This is a genomic window from Bartonella sp. P0282, assembly GCF_048452985.1.
GTDB classification, from domain to species: Bacteria; Pseudomonadota; Alphaproteobacteria; order Rhizobiales; family Rhizobiaceae; genus Bartonella; species Bartonella choladocola.
Map to the genome: position 1 here is coordinate 315,067 of NZ_WTFO01000002.1, position 15,936 is coordinate 331,002.

General features: G+C 45.6%; 9 protein-coding genes and 1 tRNA gene. 6 read left to right on the top strand and 4 right to left on the bottom strand.

Annotation, left to right across the window (positions count from 1 at the left end):
- Nucleotides 1-14: 14 nt before the first annotated feature.
- Nucleotides 15-788 carry an NAD kinase gene (locus GQS64_RS06760; RefSeq protein WP_198231066.1) on the bottom strand — a complete coding sequence of 258 codons (774 nt, stop codon included), beginning with the start codon at nt 786-788 and terminating at the stop codon, nt 15-17.
- Nucleotides 789-1,023: 235 nt separating this feature from the next.
- Between GQS64_RS06760 and GQS64_RS06765 the strand changes: the two genes are divergently transcribed.
- Both GQS64_RS06765 and GQS64_RS06770 read left to right on the top strand, forming a co-directional pair.
- Entirely contained in the window at nt 1,024-1,407 is a 384-nt protein-coding gene (locus GQS64_RS06765) for a DUF1090 domain-containing protein (protein ID WP_198231067.1), read from the top strand.
- A 712-nt stretch (nt 1,408-2,119) separates the two neighbouring features.
- Nucleotides 2,120-2,196: transfer RNA gene (locus tag GQS64_RS06770), tRNA-Arg, on the top strand.
- A gap of 513 nt (nt 2,197-2,709) precedes the next feature.
- Here the strand turns inward: GQS64_RS06770 and GQS64_RS06775 are convergent.
- Entirely contained in the window at nt 2,710-5,475 is a 2,766-nt protein-coding gene (locus GQS64_RS06775) for a ribonuclease E/G (protein WP_198231068.1), read from the bottom strand.
- Between the two features lie 603 nt (nt 5,476-6,078).
- On the opposite strand from GQS64_RS06775, the gene GQS64_RS06780 reads away from it, so the two are divergent.
- The 3 genes from GQS64_RS06780 to prfB all read left to right on the top strand — a co-directional run bounded on the left by GQS64_RS06780 (nt 6,079) and on the right by prfB (nt 11,240).
- On the top strand, nt 6,079-7,314 hold the full coding sequence (locus GQS64_RS06780; protein WP_369805231.1) for an N-acetylmuramoyl-L-alanine amidase: 1,236 nt from the start codon (nt 6,079-6,081) through the stop codon (nt 7,312-7,314).
- A gap of 167 nt (nt 7,315-7,481) precedes the next feature.
- Nucleotides 7,482-9,953, top strand: coding sequence for a penicillin-binding protein 1A (locus tag GQS64_RS06785; protein WP_369805232.1), 2,472 nt, complete (start codon nt 7,482-7,484; stop codon nt 9,951-9,953).
- A 158-nt stretch (nt 9,954-10,111) separates the two neighbouring features.
- Nucleotides 10,112-11,240, top strand: a protein-coding gene (prfB, locus tag GQS64_RS06790; protein ID WP_198231069.1) for a peptide chain release factor 2 whose coding sequence is annotated in 2 segments (ribosomal slippage) — nt 10,112-10,180 and nt 10,182-11,240 — 1,128 coding nt in all. Because the reading frame shifts where the segments join, the coding sequence is not laid out codon by codon here.
- A gap of 184 nt (nt 11,241-11,424) precedes the next feature.
- Here the strand turns inward: prfB and GQS64_RS06795 are convergent.
- On the bottom strand, nt 11,425-11,646 hold the full coding sequence (locus tag GQS64_RS06795; RefSeq protein ID WP_198231070.1) for a hypothetical protein: 222 nt from the start codon (nt 11,644-11,646) through the stop codon (nt 11,425-11,427).
- Between the two features lie 67 nt (nt 11,647-11,713).
- Nucleotides 11,714-12,184 (bottom strand): thioredoxin-dependent thiol peroxidase, encoded by a 471-nt coding sequence (gene bcp / locus GQS64_RS06800; RefSeq protein ID WP_198231071.1) that lies wholly within the window; start codon nt 12,182-12,184, stop codon nt 11,714-11,716.
- A 156-nt stretch (nt 12,185-12,340) separates the two neighbouring features.
- On the opposite strand from bcp, the gene GQS64_RS06805 reads away from it, so the two are divergent.
- Complete coding sequence (locus GQS64_RS06805) at nt 12,341-15,766, top strand: DUF3971 domain-containing protein (protein ID WP_198231072.1); 3,426 nt, start codon at nt 12,341-12,343, stop codon at nt 15,764-15,766.
- The last annotated feature ends 170 nt before the right edge of the window (nt 15,767-15,936 follow it).

Consider the following 15,936-nt stretch of genomic DNA (forward strand, 5'->3'; position numbering starts at 1 on the left):
AACGTGTATTCTTCTTAATAACGGAATTGTTCGGATAATATACGCTCATCCCATGAATGGTTAGAATCAAATAAAATAGAGGCCTTAACGCCCTTTGCTAATGAAATAATTACCGAACTCACGGATTTTACTTCGACATTGTCTGCGGCAGCATTAACAGGCCGCTTATCCAATTCCAGCATATCAAAACGGACAGTCACAGAATTGGGCAACAGCGCACCATGCCAACGCCTTGGCCGGAACGGGCTAACCGGCGTGAGAGCCAGTAGCGGGGCAAGTAAAGGTAATATCGGCCCTTGTGCCGAAAGGTTATAAGCAGTCGAACCAGCCGGAGTTGCAACCATGACCCCGTCACAATTCAGTTCATCCATACGCACTTTGTCGTCAATACTGATTTTGATTTTGGCCGCCTGATATGATTGCCGGAACAGCGAGACTTCATTGATCGCCAATGCCTCGACATGGCCTTCACAGATCGAATCCGCTATCATTCTGAGAGGTTTTATATCTTCTTTGTGCGCTTTGGCGATGCGTTGCGGCAGATTTGCTATTCTATATTCGTTCATAAGAAAGCCGACCGACCCGCGATTCATTCCGTAAATGGGCTTTCCCGAATTCATGAAGTTACGTAAAACTTCCAGCATTGTTCCATCGCCACCCAATACAACAATGACATCGGCTTCATCCACTGCCGATTGGCCATAACGGTCAGTCAGGGCTTGCATCGAACTTTTTGCCTGTTCGGTTCTGGATGCAATAAAATGAAACCGCTCTATAGATTTATCCATAAAATTATTCCGCTTTTCCGGGAGCCTGGTCTCAGAAGAGTTTGAATTTGCAGGCCGCACATTGGGATTCAATATAAAAACAAAACATTGGATACTTAATCTGTAAAAACAGTTTTTTCAATCATTGACAATTTCTGCTGCCTTAGTTCATGAATAATGGCAAGTTCCTGTCATTCGTTCAGCAAATAATTGAAACGCAAGCCGAAAAGAAACGGTTACCCAAAAAGGTGAAGTGATGAAAACGAGACTTTGTTTGATTATACCTGTCGCACTTTTTTCTTTTTCTTATGCCTATGGAGAACCGGCTCTGAAAGGTTGTGCTGCAAAAAAACACAGCATCGAAACACAACTCCAACATGCACGACAATATAACAATAAACATCAAATAAAGGGGTTGGAAAAAGCCCTTGAAGATAATATCGAAAATTGTGACGATAAGAAGCTGGCGGCTGAACGCAAACAAAAAATAACAGAAAAAATGAACAAGGTTTCTGAAAGAGAAGCCGAACTGAATGAGGCGAAAGCACGCGGTGACGCGAAAAAAATATCCCGTAAAGCTGAAAAACTTGAAAAGGCAAAACAAGAGCTGAAAGCTGCGCAGGAAGAACTCGATCGTTAAAAAGGGTATTGTTCTCCCGATTTTGGTGTTTTGCGTTTTGTTATAGCGACATTTATCAAATTACAGGTGATCGTTCTGATGAGCGGGTAAAAAGGGCGGGCGAGTCCAAAAACACCACCAGAATAGTTTTCAAGGGTGTGCTTTAACTGCTGTTATGGTTGCTTATTTTGAAAATGCGGAATGTTGGTAGTTTGTCGTTCAAAACCAACTATTCGCCAGAATTTCGTTTGGTATTCGCTAAAATTCGGTTTGGTGGACCTTTTCAGCCTGAAAAAACGACCGCATCCAAAGAAAATTTATCAAAAAGGTTTCAGCGTTTAGATTGTTCTATTGTGCAATTGATTGATATTCGATCCAAATATGTTTCGGCGGCTTGATTGCTGCCGACAATTGCGACGCATGGTTATTCTCTCATTTGCAAAATTAAAATAGAAATGTGTTTGCGGCAAAAAACTGTCATCACATTTTGAACAGGCATGGCACCACATGATCTATGAGATGTGTTAATTGGAACGCGTTTTCTGGAATGGTGCGATGACGGTCTAAAGCATCTGTCGCACTACAAATAATATACCCTAAGGCGAAGCGAAAAATATTTTCAGTTTTTGATTTTTTTCACGTTATTAATACAAAAAGCATTTTCACCATTGAACCAATCATTCTGATCGGCTAGAAAACCTCAAAACAAACCGGGTTCTTGCAATCCGGATTTGCACCCGTAGCTCAGCTGGATAGAGCGCTGCCCTCCGAAGGCAGAGGTCAAGAGTTCGAATCTCTTCGGGTGCGCCAATATGGTATCTATTTCTTGAAAATATTCGATAAGCAGAGAGACGTTCGTTTAGCGCGAACCAATTTCCGGTTGTTCCCGATATGTGAAATCAATCCGGAATTTTATAAAACTGCTTCTGATGTCACGATGATTTTTCAATGTTCGTGACAAGCAAATCGGCAATACGATTTGCTGCAACATTCAGGACTTTTACGGTCTTGCAACTCTATCCAATAATATGGAAAAGGGAGGGAAGCCGAAAGAATTGCGTGAAAATTAAAAAAGAGTGGGCGCAAGACAGAAGATTTTATGTCTTCCCATAACCTTTCCAAAAATAACGATAAAAATTGCTGATAAAATAAAAGTCGGTTGTGCAGTAAAGACTTTCGCGTTGATATTTTGTCAACAGCAGGATTGTAGAGAAAATTTTGGTTAACTTTTACAACAACAAAAAAGCCTCACAACGCCGTTATATTCCGGACTTTGTGAGGCTTGTTCTTGAGCGATGAAATAAGTATTTTCAAGTGAAACGCTTAGAAAAATCCTTTTCTTTGCCACCAGCCAACGCGTTTTGGCTTGTCTTCTTCATTTTCGTCAGAGGAGGTTACAACCGGTTCACTGGAAACCGTTTTTTCATTCTCGTCGGTTTTATTTTTTGATCGCGTTGTTTTGCGTCGAGATTTCTTGGCAGATTTTTCCGCCTCAAGCGTTTCGGTTTCTGACGCTGTTCCGTCTGATTGTTCCTCGACTTTCGCTTTACGTGACCGTCTGGTTGTCTTCTTTGCAGGTTTTTCGACTTCTTCCGGCGGCACCTGTTCTTTCGTCGTCTCTACAGGGGTTGTCGCGTCGTCATTTGAAACAGCCTCAACAGTTTCAGCCGTTTTTGTTTTACGTTTGCGACCACGCGACGAGCGTTTTGGTGTTTCATCCGCTTCGTTAGTCTGAGAGTTTGTCTCGCTATTTTTCTCTGCTGCAGTTTCTCCGGCTTCAACAGGCGTTTTCTTTGTCCGTCTCTTGCGGGGTTTTGCGGTTTCTTCCTGGTCTTTCTGGTCTTTATTGTCCTTCTGATCTATTTTCGGTTGTTCAGCAGGAATTTCGGGAACACTTTGTTCTTTTGCAACTACAGGTGTCACCTTGATTGCAATTTCTGTTGCAGAGAAGCCGACCGGTTCGGCAGCCGGTACACGACGTTGCCGTCTGGCGGCAATAACTTCGGCGAGCGCGCGTTCAGCAAATTCGCCAACCGGTTCCGCATAAGGAATTCTGCGACGTTCAAAATCGCCATCACGATAACGGCGGCCGCCACGGCGTCCACGACGACGGCGACGCCTGTTGTCGTCGTCGCTGCGTACTACGTCATCCTCATTACGGGTACGCTGGGCTTTCTCTTCATTGCGGTCATTCGATTTGCCGCGGTTACGACGTTTGCGCCTCTGATTATTGTCGTTATTATTATCATCTTTTGTTTCATTATCGATTTCCGAAGTGTCTTCTTCGACAATGATTTCATCTTCGCTATCATCAACCGGTGGCAATTGCGGAATAACCGCAGGTGTCCCTTCGGCGGCTGTTCCTTTATAAATCGCCAGATTTTGTGCACCGACTTCGTCATCAGCCTCGATATTGATTGTAAGACCGAACCGATGTTCCAAATCCGACAAAGCTTGCCGTTTGTGATTGAGCACATAGAGTGCCGTTGCAACCGATGTCCGAACAGTAATATTGAAATGCGGGTTACGTAACAGATATTCTTCTATTGACCGCAATACGTGGAGAGCCAATGACGAGTCGGAACGGATATAGCCTGTTCCATTGCAATGTGGACAGGGCTGCATTGTGCTTTCAAGAACAGAAGCACGAATGCGTTGGCGGCTCATTTCCATAAGTCCGAAATGCGAAATGCGCCCGACCTGAATGCGTGCCCGATCATCTTTCAGACAATCTTTGAGTTTTTTCTCGACCAACCGGTTATTGCGCTTTTCTTCCATGTCAATGAAATCAATGACAACAAGTCCCGCAAGATCGCGAAGTCGCAATTGTCGCGCCACTTCTTCGGCTGCTTCAAGGTTTGTTTGACAGGCGGTCTCTTCAATAGAATGTTCTTTGGTCGACCGACCGGAGTTTACGTCGATTGCAACAAGAGCTTCGGTCTGGTTGATAACAAGATAGCCGCCGGATTTAAGCGTTACTTCAGGCTGCAACATGGCATCAAGTTGCGCCTCGATACCATTATGGGCAAAAATCGGTAATTGTTCGCGATAAGGTTGAACGACTTTCGCATGGCTGGGCATCAACATGCGCATAAAGTCTTTGGCTTCTCTATAGCCATGCTCGCCTGAAACAAGAATTTCGCTGATGTCTTTGTTATAAAGATCGCGGATCGAACGTTTGATAAGGCTACCTTCCTCGTAAACAAGGCAGGGTGCAACCGATTCAAGCGTCAGCGCGCGAACATTTTCCCAAAGACGCATCAAATATTCATAATCGCGCTTGATTTCTGCCTTTGTGCGGTTGGCTCCGGCAGTGCGCAAAATAACCCCCATACCTTTTGGTACGTGAAGGTCTTTGACGACATCTTTAAGACGTTTACGATCTTGAACATTTGTGATTTTGCGCGAAATGCCGCCACCGCGAGCAGTATTCGGCATAAGCACAGAATAACGACCCGCCAAGGACAAGTAGGTTGTCATGGCCGCACCTTTGTTGCCACGCTCTTCTTTCACAACCTGAACCAACAAAATCTGACGACGTTTAATAACTTCCTGAATTTTATATTGGCGACGGGGAGCACGCTCGCGAGCGGGAACCTCTTCCAACGCGTCTTCAGCACCGACAAGCTCGACACTGTCTTCGGCATCTTCCCCCGCTGCCTGTTCAATGTCGTCAATCTCATCACCTGAATCGGCGACTATATCGCTCTCAATTTCAGCTTCAGCCGGTTTGACTTTCTTTCTGCGGTTATTTCTGGAAGTTTTTTCGTTTTCCTGTTCGTCTTCATCGTCGACAAGAGCTGCTTTTTCTTCTTCCTCTAATAAAGCTTGCCGGTCAGCAACGGGAATTTGATAATAATCGGGATGAATTTCGGAAAACGCAAGAAAACCATGGCGATTACCGCCATATTCAACGAAAGCAGCTTGTAAAGACGGCTCTACCCGCGTTACACGGGCTAGATAAATGTTTCCTTTGAGAAGTTTTTTGTGTTCGGATTCAAAATCGAATTCTTCAATACGATTGCCACGAACAACAACAACGCGAGTTTCCTCCGGGTGGGAGGCATCGATAAGCATTTTGTTTGACATTATAGAAAATCCTGCAGGCGACACGTATAATAGAGCCGATGAGAGACCTTGAAAGTCTCTTGGGAGGCAAAAAATACTGTCTGCCGATGAATAGAAGCTTTGCCAACGAACTATAGTAAGAGTGGGCGCGCATATTCCAGCTTGCATGTGCCGCTATTGAAATAACTTCCACTATCAGTTTTGTTTGACTCATATCCAGCGAGTCTCCGGCAAAACGTTTTTGAAATAGTCCGGATAACCGAACCAGCGAAACTTAACTGTTACAAGCCCGTTTCCAATACATTCAGTCTATGACAAAATGATATAGAACGCCCGGCGCTTATAGACTTCTTGGAAGGAAAATTATTTGCATGAACTGACTAAAAGAACGTTCATCCATTTTTTCCTGACCATTCAAGACATTTACGCTTTTAAGTCGATATTGTGTCCAACACAAGTAACTTTATAGGGACACATAACTTATCCCTTGAAAAACATGATTTTGGCGGTTTATGTGCATCTTTTGCAAACAATAGTGGCACGATCTTAAAATTGCCAAATAGCCGCATTACTGTTCGACCCGTTTTTGGGGCAAAAGCGAAAAGAAACGAGGATTGTTTGGCAATGAATCAACAAAGACAGCGATCGGGGTTCATTGCTGTAAGCGGAAATGCGAGAGGGGTTCTTTTTCTTATCGCCTTGTTGATGTGTTTTTCCGGTTTTATCAATTCCGGTATTGCTGCACCGGCAAAACTGGAGCTTATCAACATAAGGGCGATCGGCGACAATACACGCACACGCCTCATTGCGGTATTCTCTGCCAATCCTGCCTATTCGCTCCAATTTCTCGACCATCCGAACCGTCTTGTAATCAACCTTCCGGTTGTCGATTTTTCTTCACAGAAACAAAAGCCTTTAAACTTCGGTATGGTTTCCGATTTGCGCTACGGCTCGTCCGGTCCGGTATCTTCGAGAATTATCCTGACCACAACAGCACCATTTTCTGTCGAAAAAAACAGCATTGAACAGCTCGATAGCGGACTTTGGCAACTTGTTATCGATCTTGTCAAAGATAACGAGCAAAATTTCAAAAAGCTGGTGAATAGCGGGATTGCTGAAAATGCACAGACAGCCGGAAACAGGCCAGTCGCACAAAAACCTTTCCGCATTGTGATTGATGCCGGACATGGCGGAATTGATAGTGGTGCGGAGAGCATTTCGGGGGTGTTGGAAAAAAATGTGACTTTGGCATTTGCCAGATCGTTACGTGATGAACTTGAAAAAAATGTCAATCTTGAAGTTTTTTTGACGCGTGATTCCGACGTTTTTCTCAGACTGAATGAACGTGTGCAAAAAGCGCGAAGTTATGGAGCAGATCTTTTTGTTTCTATCCATGCAGACACAATCAACATGACGGCAATGCGCGGTGCAACAGTCTATACGATTTCCGATCAGGCTTCGGACGATATCGCTAAAGCTTTAGCCGATCGTGAAAACAAAGCCGATCTTGTGGACGGATTGCCACCCGATGAATCGCCAGAAGTTACGGATATTCTGATTGATCTGGCGCGCAGAGAAACGCTTTCGTTTTCGGTAAACTTCGCCGACAGGGTTATTTCATGCCTTGAGCAAAATAATATAAATCTCATCAAAAATCCGCATCGCTATGCCGGTTTTCAGGTTTTGAAAGCACCCGATATTCCTTCGGTTCTCGTAGAAATCGGATATTTGTCGAACAGGGAAGATGAAAAGCTGATTACCGATCCGCTTTGGCGCAGACGCGCTGCAACCGCGATTGCAAATGCAGTGCAACAATTTGCCAATTATCGCAACCGCAACGGAAATAATCCACAACCATGAGAAAAATGCTTGAGAAAAACTGCTACGATAGTCTTAACTTTGACATTAAAATACTAAATATTGCAATTTAGCCTTGTTTCTATCGCAATTCCGGTGCACACGCAACGAGGCTCAGCAGTGAATGTCTCGCATTGTGCGAGTTCGGGAGAAAGCGACATCCGGGTATTATGATGAAGTTTTTTAATTTTTTTCTTGCCGCCGGAGTTGCTTGCGGCATGGGTATAACCTTGATCGGGTCGGCAGCCGCTGTGAACCAACAGCAAGATGATGAACTTCCTGATTATCAGGTGCTTGCCGATTATGAACCTCCGGTGATGACACGCATTCACGCCGCCGATGGTGGCCTTATGGCCGAGTTTGCAACCAATCGCCGTCTTTATTTGCCAATCCAGTCTGTTCCCGATCTGGTCAAATCGGCATTTATTTCGGCAGAAGACAAAAACTTCTATACCCACTTCGGACTTGATCCGGAAGGACTTGCCCGCGCAATGGTGAGCAATTTCAAAAATATCGGCTCCGGACGCAGACCGGAGGGGGCATCAACCATCACGCAACAGGTGGCAAAGAATTTTTTATTGAGTTCCGACGCGACGATGGAACGCAAAATCAAAGAAGCAATTCTGGCTATGCGTATCGAGCGCGCCTATTCCAAGGATCGCATCCTCGAACTCTATCTGAATGAAATCTATCTGGGGCGGGGCGCCTACGGGATTGCTGCTGCGGCTTTAACATATTTCAATAAGTCCGTGAATGAATTGACCTTGGAGGAATGCGCCTATCTTGCATCTCTTCCGAAGGGGCCAAGCAACTATGATCCATTCAAACATACCCAACGCGCGCTTGATCGGCGTAACTGGGTGATCGACCGGATGGTCGAAAATAGCTATGCAACGCAAATGCAGGGTGAACAAGCGAAATTGAAGCCGCTCGGAGTTACTCTGCGGGGCGACGACACCTATATTTTTGCCGCTGACTATTTTACCGAAGAAGTTCGCCGCCAATTGATAAATCGCTATGGGTCGAAGGCACTTTACGAGGGTGGATTATCGGTTCGCACAACACTTGATCCGAATTTACAAGTTATGGCGCGTCGTGCTTTGCAGGATGGTCTTGTCAAATATGACCAGAATCACGGTTGGCGCGGTGCTTATAAACATATTGATATTTCGGACGATTGGGGTGTTGCACTGGGCGAGGTGAGTGGTTTTAGCGACGTTCCGGAATGGCGTTTGGCTGTCGTCTTGGCTGTGTCTTCTGACAAAGTAAAAATCGGTTTACAGCCGAAACGTGAAGTTTCGGGTGCACTTTCGGCGGAGCGTGACGTTGCCACAATCAACGCCAGCGATATGCGTTGGGCTTATCGCATGGTCGGTAGGAATGACCGCCGTTCATCTGCTTCAAGCCCGTCAGGGGTTTTGCAAGCGGGTGATGTCGTCTTTGTCGAGAAAAAAGCGGGAAACGATGGCAGCTATTTGTTACGCCAACCGCCTAAAATCGAAGGGGCTATGGTGGTCATGGAACCACGCACCGGCCGCGTTCTTGCTATGGTCGGCGGGTTTTCATTTGCTGAATCGGAATTCAACCGTGCAACACAAGCTTACAGGCAACCCGGCTCCTCGTTCAAACCGTTTGTATACGCGGCGGCACTGGATAATGGCTATACGCCTGCTTCTGTTGTTCTTGACGGCCCTGTCGAGATCAAGCAGCCGAATGGTGAAGTTTGGCGACCGAAAAACTATGGCGGTACTTTTGCCGGACCTTCCACATTGCGCTATGGCATCGAACATTCGCGTAATTTGATGACTGTACGATTGGCAAATGATCTTGGAATGCCGATTGTCTCGGAATATGCGGAACGTTTCGGCATTTATGACAAATTGCAACCTTACCTGCCAATGGCCTTGGGAGCGGGTGAAACGACAGTTTTGCGTATGGTGACGGCCTATTCGGTTATTGCAAATGGCGGACGTTCGATTTCGCCTTCTTTGATAGACCGGATTCAAGACCGTTACGGTAAAACGATTTACCGGCACGATCAGCGTAAATGTGAAGGCTGCAATGTCAGGGCATGGGATAACCAACCCGAACCGACGCTCGTCGACGAACGCGATCAGGTTCTCGATCCGATGACCGCCTATCAGATTACATCTATGATGGAAGGCGTTGTGCAACGCGGTACGGCTGCACGTCTTGCTTATCTCAACCGGCATATCGCCGGTAAAACAGGGACAACCAATGACTCGAAAGATGCCTGGTTTATGGGCTTTACACCCAATATCGTAGTTGGTGTTTTTATCGGATATGACCAGCCTGCAACCTTGGGATATGGCGGTACAGGTAGTTCTCTCGCGGTTCCGGTCTTTGGAGAATTCATGGAAAATGCCATGAAGGGTGTACCGGATGTCGATTTCAAGATACCCGACGGGATGACGCAGATTGCAATAGATCGAAAGACCGGCATGCGTGCAGAACCGGGAAACAGCAATGTTATCGTTGAAGCTTTCAAGCCCGGAACCGGACCGGCCGACGTTTATCAGGTTATTGGCGGGTCAACTTCGTTCAAGGAAGGAGTGCCGGTAGCACCAACTTCACCGCAAGTGAATAAAGCAATCCAGAGTGGTGCCGGCGGTCTCTATTGATCTTCGGTTTTTGACAAAAACTCGCGATGTGAATATTGCAACAGAATTGCCAGTTGATAAAAGGCCTTTTGACAGATCACTTCAAATTTGCCAAAAGCGTGAAAAACGATCATTTCAACAAACATAAAAGACGAAAAAATCGGGAAAAATAAATCATTATGCGTGCAGAAATCGAAACTTTGGTCGAAGAAATCAAGCAGGCTATAGGCCTGCTGAGGAGGCATCTTTGACTGGGATCAGTCAGTAAAACGTTTGGAATACCTCAATGAAAAAGCCGAAGATCCGAGCCTTTGGGATGATGCAGCCAAAGCACAAGAAATGATGCGCGAGCGTCAGCGGCTGGATGATGGAATCAGCAACATTAAACATCTGACGCAGACACTCGATGATAGTGTCGAACTCATTGCAATGGGTGAAGAAGAAGGTGATGAAGACATTATCCGGGATGCCGAAGCGTCAATTCATGCATTGAAAAGCGAGCTTGATAAACGGCAGATTGAAATGCTCTTATCAGGCGAGGTTGATGGCAACGACACTTATCTTGAAATTCACGCCGGAGCTGGTGGTACTGAAAGTCAGGACTGGGCTTCAATGCTGCTTCGCATGTATACGAGATGGGCTGAAAAACATTCCATGAAAGTCGAGGTGCTTGAAGTCCATGATGGCGAAGAAGCAGGCATAAAATCAGCGACAATACTTGTGAAGGGACATAATGCCTATGGCATGTTGAAGACCGAGTCGGGTGTGCATCGTCTGGTGCGTATTTCCCCTTACGACTCGAATGCAAGACGCCATACATCTTTTGCCAGTGTTTGGGTCTATCCGGTTATTGATGACAATATTGAAGTGGATGTATCGGAAGCGGATGTGCGAATTGATACCTATCGGGCATCGGGCGCAGGCGGACAGCATATCAATACCACCGACTCTGCGGTGAGAATTACGCACTTGAAAACCGGTATTGTTGTTCAATGTCAGGCGGAACGGTCGCAGCATAAAAACCGCGCTACAGCTTGGGCAATGTTGAGAGCGCGTTTATATGAAGAGGAGCTGAAACGCAGAGAAGACGAAGTGAATGCTTTGGAAGCGTCCAAAACAGAAATCGGTTGGGGACACCAAATCCGTTCTTACGTCTTGCAGCCTTACCAGTTGGTCAAAGATCTGCGCACCGGTGTTGAAAACACTGACCCGCAAGCGGTACTTGACGGTGATCTCGACGAATTTATGGAAGCAGCGCTTGCCCAAAAGATCAAGGGCGGTGTCGAACATGTGGAAGACGTCACCTGACGTCTTCTCTTTCTATGCTGAATTTGGTGGAAAATCTGTAATCCCCGAAATCGTGACGATGCCTATCGGGGAAAATCAGGATTTGCCCTTAACACTTGGGTTTACAGGCAATGGGGAGGGGGGCAAAACTTCAAATTGCTTACGTTGTTCAAAACTGAACGGCCGACAATGTTTTTTTGGGCTATTAACTGCGAGGGCCGGTAATGATCGGGTCAATACCCGCATCCGGTTTGAACACAATGTTCTCGGTTTTTGGTGCCGACATTTTCGGTAATGCGGGAAGCGTTTGATGAATAGCCGGTCCCGAACCTATGTTTACATTTGTGGTGTCTTTGGCAATCGTAGCGGATACAATCCCTGTAACGAAAACTGATGATAAAACCAGAATTTTTGTCAGATATTTCATTTTGCCATATGCCCTTTATGGCAACTATTTGCGCACCAAAAAGTTAACAAATCCCTAACAGGCAAATTCATGCGTTAGCTTTGGCACTTTCAAGAACAGCTTTTGCGTGACCGGGAACTTTTACCTTTCGCCAGATTTCAACAATCTTGCCGTTTTTATCAATGAGAAAAGTGCTTCTCTCAACTCCCATATATTTCCGTCCATACATCGACTTTTCCACCCATACGCCATAGGCGTTAAGCGTTGTTTTTTCTTCGTCGGATACCAGAATAAGGTCGAGATCGTGTTTCGATTTGAATTTATCGTGTTTTTCAGGTTTATCGGGCGACATTCCGATAATCGTAACGCCGATTTTGTCAAATTCGGGTTTCAACTCTGTAAAATCATGTGCTTCCAACGTGCAGCCGCTTGTGTCATCTTTAGGATAAAAATACAGAACAACAGGATGTCCGCTAAGACCGGACAGTGTTTGTATCTTTCCGCTATCGCGCGGCAACTTGAAATCGGGGGCAATATCGCCTTTTTCCAACGTGGTCATTCTATAACCTTTCTTCATAGAAGCTTTCTTCTGGGAGAAGATGTAAAATTACATTATAAAACTCATGAATCAACATTAATCGGTGCTATAACGAGTCACAGATTATTCATTCTACACCGTTCAATGTAGCGAGCGAAAAACAGGATTGGTTGTGATTTGACAGGTCCACATGAAGAGATTCGCTTTAAAAAAAGCGAGATAAAAAGCCTCGACCAGTTTCCTTCGTCTCGCCATGGAGACGGAGTGAAAGTTGATACCCCACGCCAACGTAAAAAATTATTGAAACGCTGCTTTCACATCATCCTATGGGCGGCTTTTATAGTCATCGTAATGCTGGGCTTGATATTCTCGCTTTTGAAAGTTGGCATTAGCGGCCAATATCTGACACAAAAAATGCAGGCGACATTGTCCCAGCAACTGGGTGATTATGCGCATGTCAAAATAAATGATGCACGACTATCTTTGGATGAAGATTATCATCTGGCACTTGAGACACAGAATGTTATGCTGGACGATATAAAGGATGGCGTAAAGGTAGACCAGATCGGAGTGTTTCGCGTCGGTTTTTCATCCTGGGGATTGCTCCTGGGCAAGCTACAGATAGCACAGATCGAACTACATGATGCGAATGTGCTGTTGCCGCAGTCACAAGGGCCGGGTTTTTTGGCACAGTTACCGAAAGATTCCTATGGTCGGGTTGATCCTGATGCAACCGCCAATATTCTATTTCCCGCTTTTGACGCGAGCGCCAATAAATTACGGTCAATGTCAATCAATGTTCTGGTATTGAAAAATATTTCTCTGCGTATGCCGGGAACAGATGGCACTATTTTGGGAATAAAAAATCTCGATTTGCGCATGAGGTGGAAAACGGCCACGCTGTTGTCGGCCTTGACGTGGAATGATCAGGAAATAGATCTTGAAGCAAATGCAAATTATATCGACCGACATGCACGGGATATTACACTTGACGTTAAATCACTTCCGCTACATTTGGGGGTTGCCGACGATGTTTCACCATTCTTACCAAATGGCCATACGAATAACGGGCATTTCAGATTAAAAGGTAAAGCAGATCTGACAGTCGAGGCTCATCGCACCAGTATCGACGAGGAACCGGTTGTGCGCACGCAACTTGCCATGTCCGAAGGGGTTATGGATTTCGGCACCGAACAGAATATTCCATCGAAGTTCAATCTCAACCTGCTGCACATGCCCCATAGCAACAAGATCGAATTCGAGCCGTCACTGCTACAGATTGGTGGATTGGTCATTCCCTTTAACGGAGCTATCGGGCTAACACAGGCCAATGCCGAAACGGATAGACCGGTGAATGATTACCGTTTTGAAATTGTAGCACAACACGCGGTTAGTGCTTCAAACGAGGTGCCGGATATAGCACTCCGCTTTGAAATGAAGCTTGCAGGCCAATTCAACAGTGCCGATAAAAAAGCCATTATGGATGAAATTACCATCAACACTCCGCATGGTAATTTGATGGGGCAGGGCAGCCTGAAATTCGGTACAGGGTCTCCGGAAACGATTTTTGTTCTCCATGTTCCACAAATGGACGTTGCAGAAGCCAAACAATTGTGGCCGGTCAATATTTCTCCGGGTGCGAGAAGATGGGTTGTGTCGCATATTTTTGGTGGTCAATTAAAAAATGGTTCGATTGAAATAGCCTTACCGCAAGGTTATTTCCAATCGGGTATTCCGGCAGGCACACTTTCCGGCAATGAAGTCAAAATCAGAACCGATATTGTCAATACGCGTTCGGATCTCGTTGGTGATTTGCCTGCTTTACGCGATGCTTCCGGCAATGTTGCGGTTGACGGTATGACGACGACAATAACGCTTGATAGCGGTGCCAGTTATCTTTCCGAAGGTCGTAAGATCGAAGCTGTCGAAGGAACTATGGTAATACCATGGGGGCCACAGCGGCCGGTTTTTGCCGATATGGACTTGACTGCACGGGGTGAGATAAATGCTGCCGGAGAGATGATCGGATATTCGCCTATAAATGCCCGTCATCGTCTGCCTTTCAATTCCGATCATGCGCAAGGTAATGTCGAGGCGGAAATCAAGCTCAGATTTCCGGTAACACGAGACAATCCGCGTGGAGAAATAACTTACAATGCACATGTCAACTTCAGTGATTTTTCCGTTCCTGATCCTATCGAAAACAACTCCGTCAGCAATGCGTCAGGTACTGCCGATGTCGATAAATCGGGAATTGTTCTGGAAGCTAACGGCTTACTGAACGAGTTTCCTGCGCAAATAAAGCTTGTTCAACCTTTCGAGAATTCCGTCTTGCAAAAAAGTGAGAAAATCACGCTTAATATCGACGATACAATTCGGGCGAAACACTTTGCTTTTCTCAATAACTTCCTTTCAGGCCCTGTGGCTGTCGAAATTGGACAGGATAATAATGGAAAGCGTCATTTTAACGCCGATCTGACAAATGCCGATCTTGAATTTTCGTGGGCAGGCTGGAAAAAAGGGAAAGGCATGGCGGCTCATGCGCAATTTGATATGCCTTCAAACATAAAAGATAAACCGGATTACTCGATTGAAAACTTTGCTTTGTCGGGGCAAAATCTCGATGTAGCGGGTCAAATCCATATCAAGGATAAGCAATTTTTCGGTGCGGAATTTTCCAAAGCCAATTTAAGCCGGAATGACGATTTGGCATTGAAAGTGATAAGTTCCGGAAAATCCTATCATATCGAGGCTACAGGCAAGAGCTTTGACGGACGCGCACTCATTCAACAACTTGGAAAAACAACAAAAAACAATGCAAATGATAAAACCGCAATTTCCTTGCATGCCTCTATCGGAAATCTTGCAGGTTTTTATGGTGAAGAGCTGACAAATGTAAATGCAACTTACGAGATAACACAACAGAAAGCTGTGCAATTTTCACTAAGCGGTTCAACTCATAGTCGCCAGTCAATCAATGTAGAGACACAAAAGAGTCAAGGTCGCCAGACTGTCAGCGCAAGAAGCAACGATGCGGGCGCACTCATGCGGTTCATGAATTATTACGACAAAATTCGCGGCGGTGTCTTGAAAGCCGATTTGAATTCATCATCCGGTCAACCGCTGTCAGGCCGCGTTAGTATAAGAAATTTCGAGGTTGTTGATGAACCGCGGCTTGCGACGATTGTTTCATCTCGTCCAAGTGGAGGTGGAAAAAGCTTGAACGAAGCCGTGAGGGGTAAAATTAACAGCTCAAGCGTCGGTTTTGATCTGGCCTATGCCCATATCGGGAAAGGTGATAATTATCTTGTACTTGATCGGGGTGTTTTGCGCGGACCGACAGTCGGGGCAACATTTCAGGGTGTTCTTTATGATGTTTCGGGAAATATGTCGATTACCGGAACTTTCATGCCTGCCTATGGTTTGAACCGCCTCTTCGGTGATTTGCCAATCATAGGACAAGTTTTGGGGAACGGGCGCGATCGTGGCTTGATAGGGATTACATTTAAAATCGAGGGCAACGCAAAACACCCGCAAGTCATGGTTAATCCGATTTCGGTTATTGCTCCGGGTATCTTCCGGTCAATCTTCGAGTTTCAATAAACCTGCTATATGAAAGCCACAATCGACAAAGATAGGGTTGGTTTTCATTCACTTGCCGATGAGCTGATGTTCAAGGGTTTCCGTGCGACGCCAGTTTCTTCCAGTTTGCGTTTCATTTGATAAACTCAACTCGGCTGAGTAACCGAAAATAATTTATCTATGCATGCGAG

Excerpts from the sequence above, each read along its gene's own strand:
- GQS64_RS06785 (WP_369805232.1), top strand. The coding sequence starts at position 7,482 with ATGATGAAGTTTTTTAATTTTTTTCTTGCCGCCGGAGTTGCTTGCGGC.
- bcp (WP_198231071.1), bottom strand. The coding sequence starts at position 12,184 with ATGACCACGTTGGAAAAAGGCGATATTGCCCCCGATTTCAAGTTGCCG.
- GQS64_RS06795 (WP_198231070.1), bottom strand. The coding sequence starts at position 11,646 with ATGAAATATCTGACAAAAATTCTGGTTTTATCATCAGTTTTCGTTACA.
- GQS64_RS06780 (WP_369805231.1), top strand. The coding sequence starts at position 6,079 with ATGAATCAACAAAGACAGCGATCGGGGTTCATTGCTGTAAGCGGAAAT.
- GQS64_RS06775 (WP_198231068.1), bottom strand. The coding sequence starts at position 5,475 with ATGTCAAACAAAATGCTTATCGATGCCTCCCACCCGGAGGAAACTCGC.
- GQS64_RS06760 (WP_198231066.1), bottom strand. The coding sequence starts at position 788 with ATGGATAAATCTATAGAGCGGTTTCATTTTATTGCATCCAGAACCGAA.
- GQS64_RS06765 (WP_198231067.1), top strand. The coding sequence starts at position 1,024 with ATGAAAACGAGACTTTGTTTGATTATACCTGTCGCACTTTTTTCTTTT.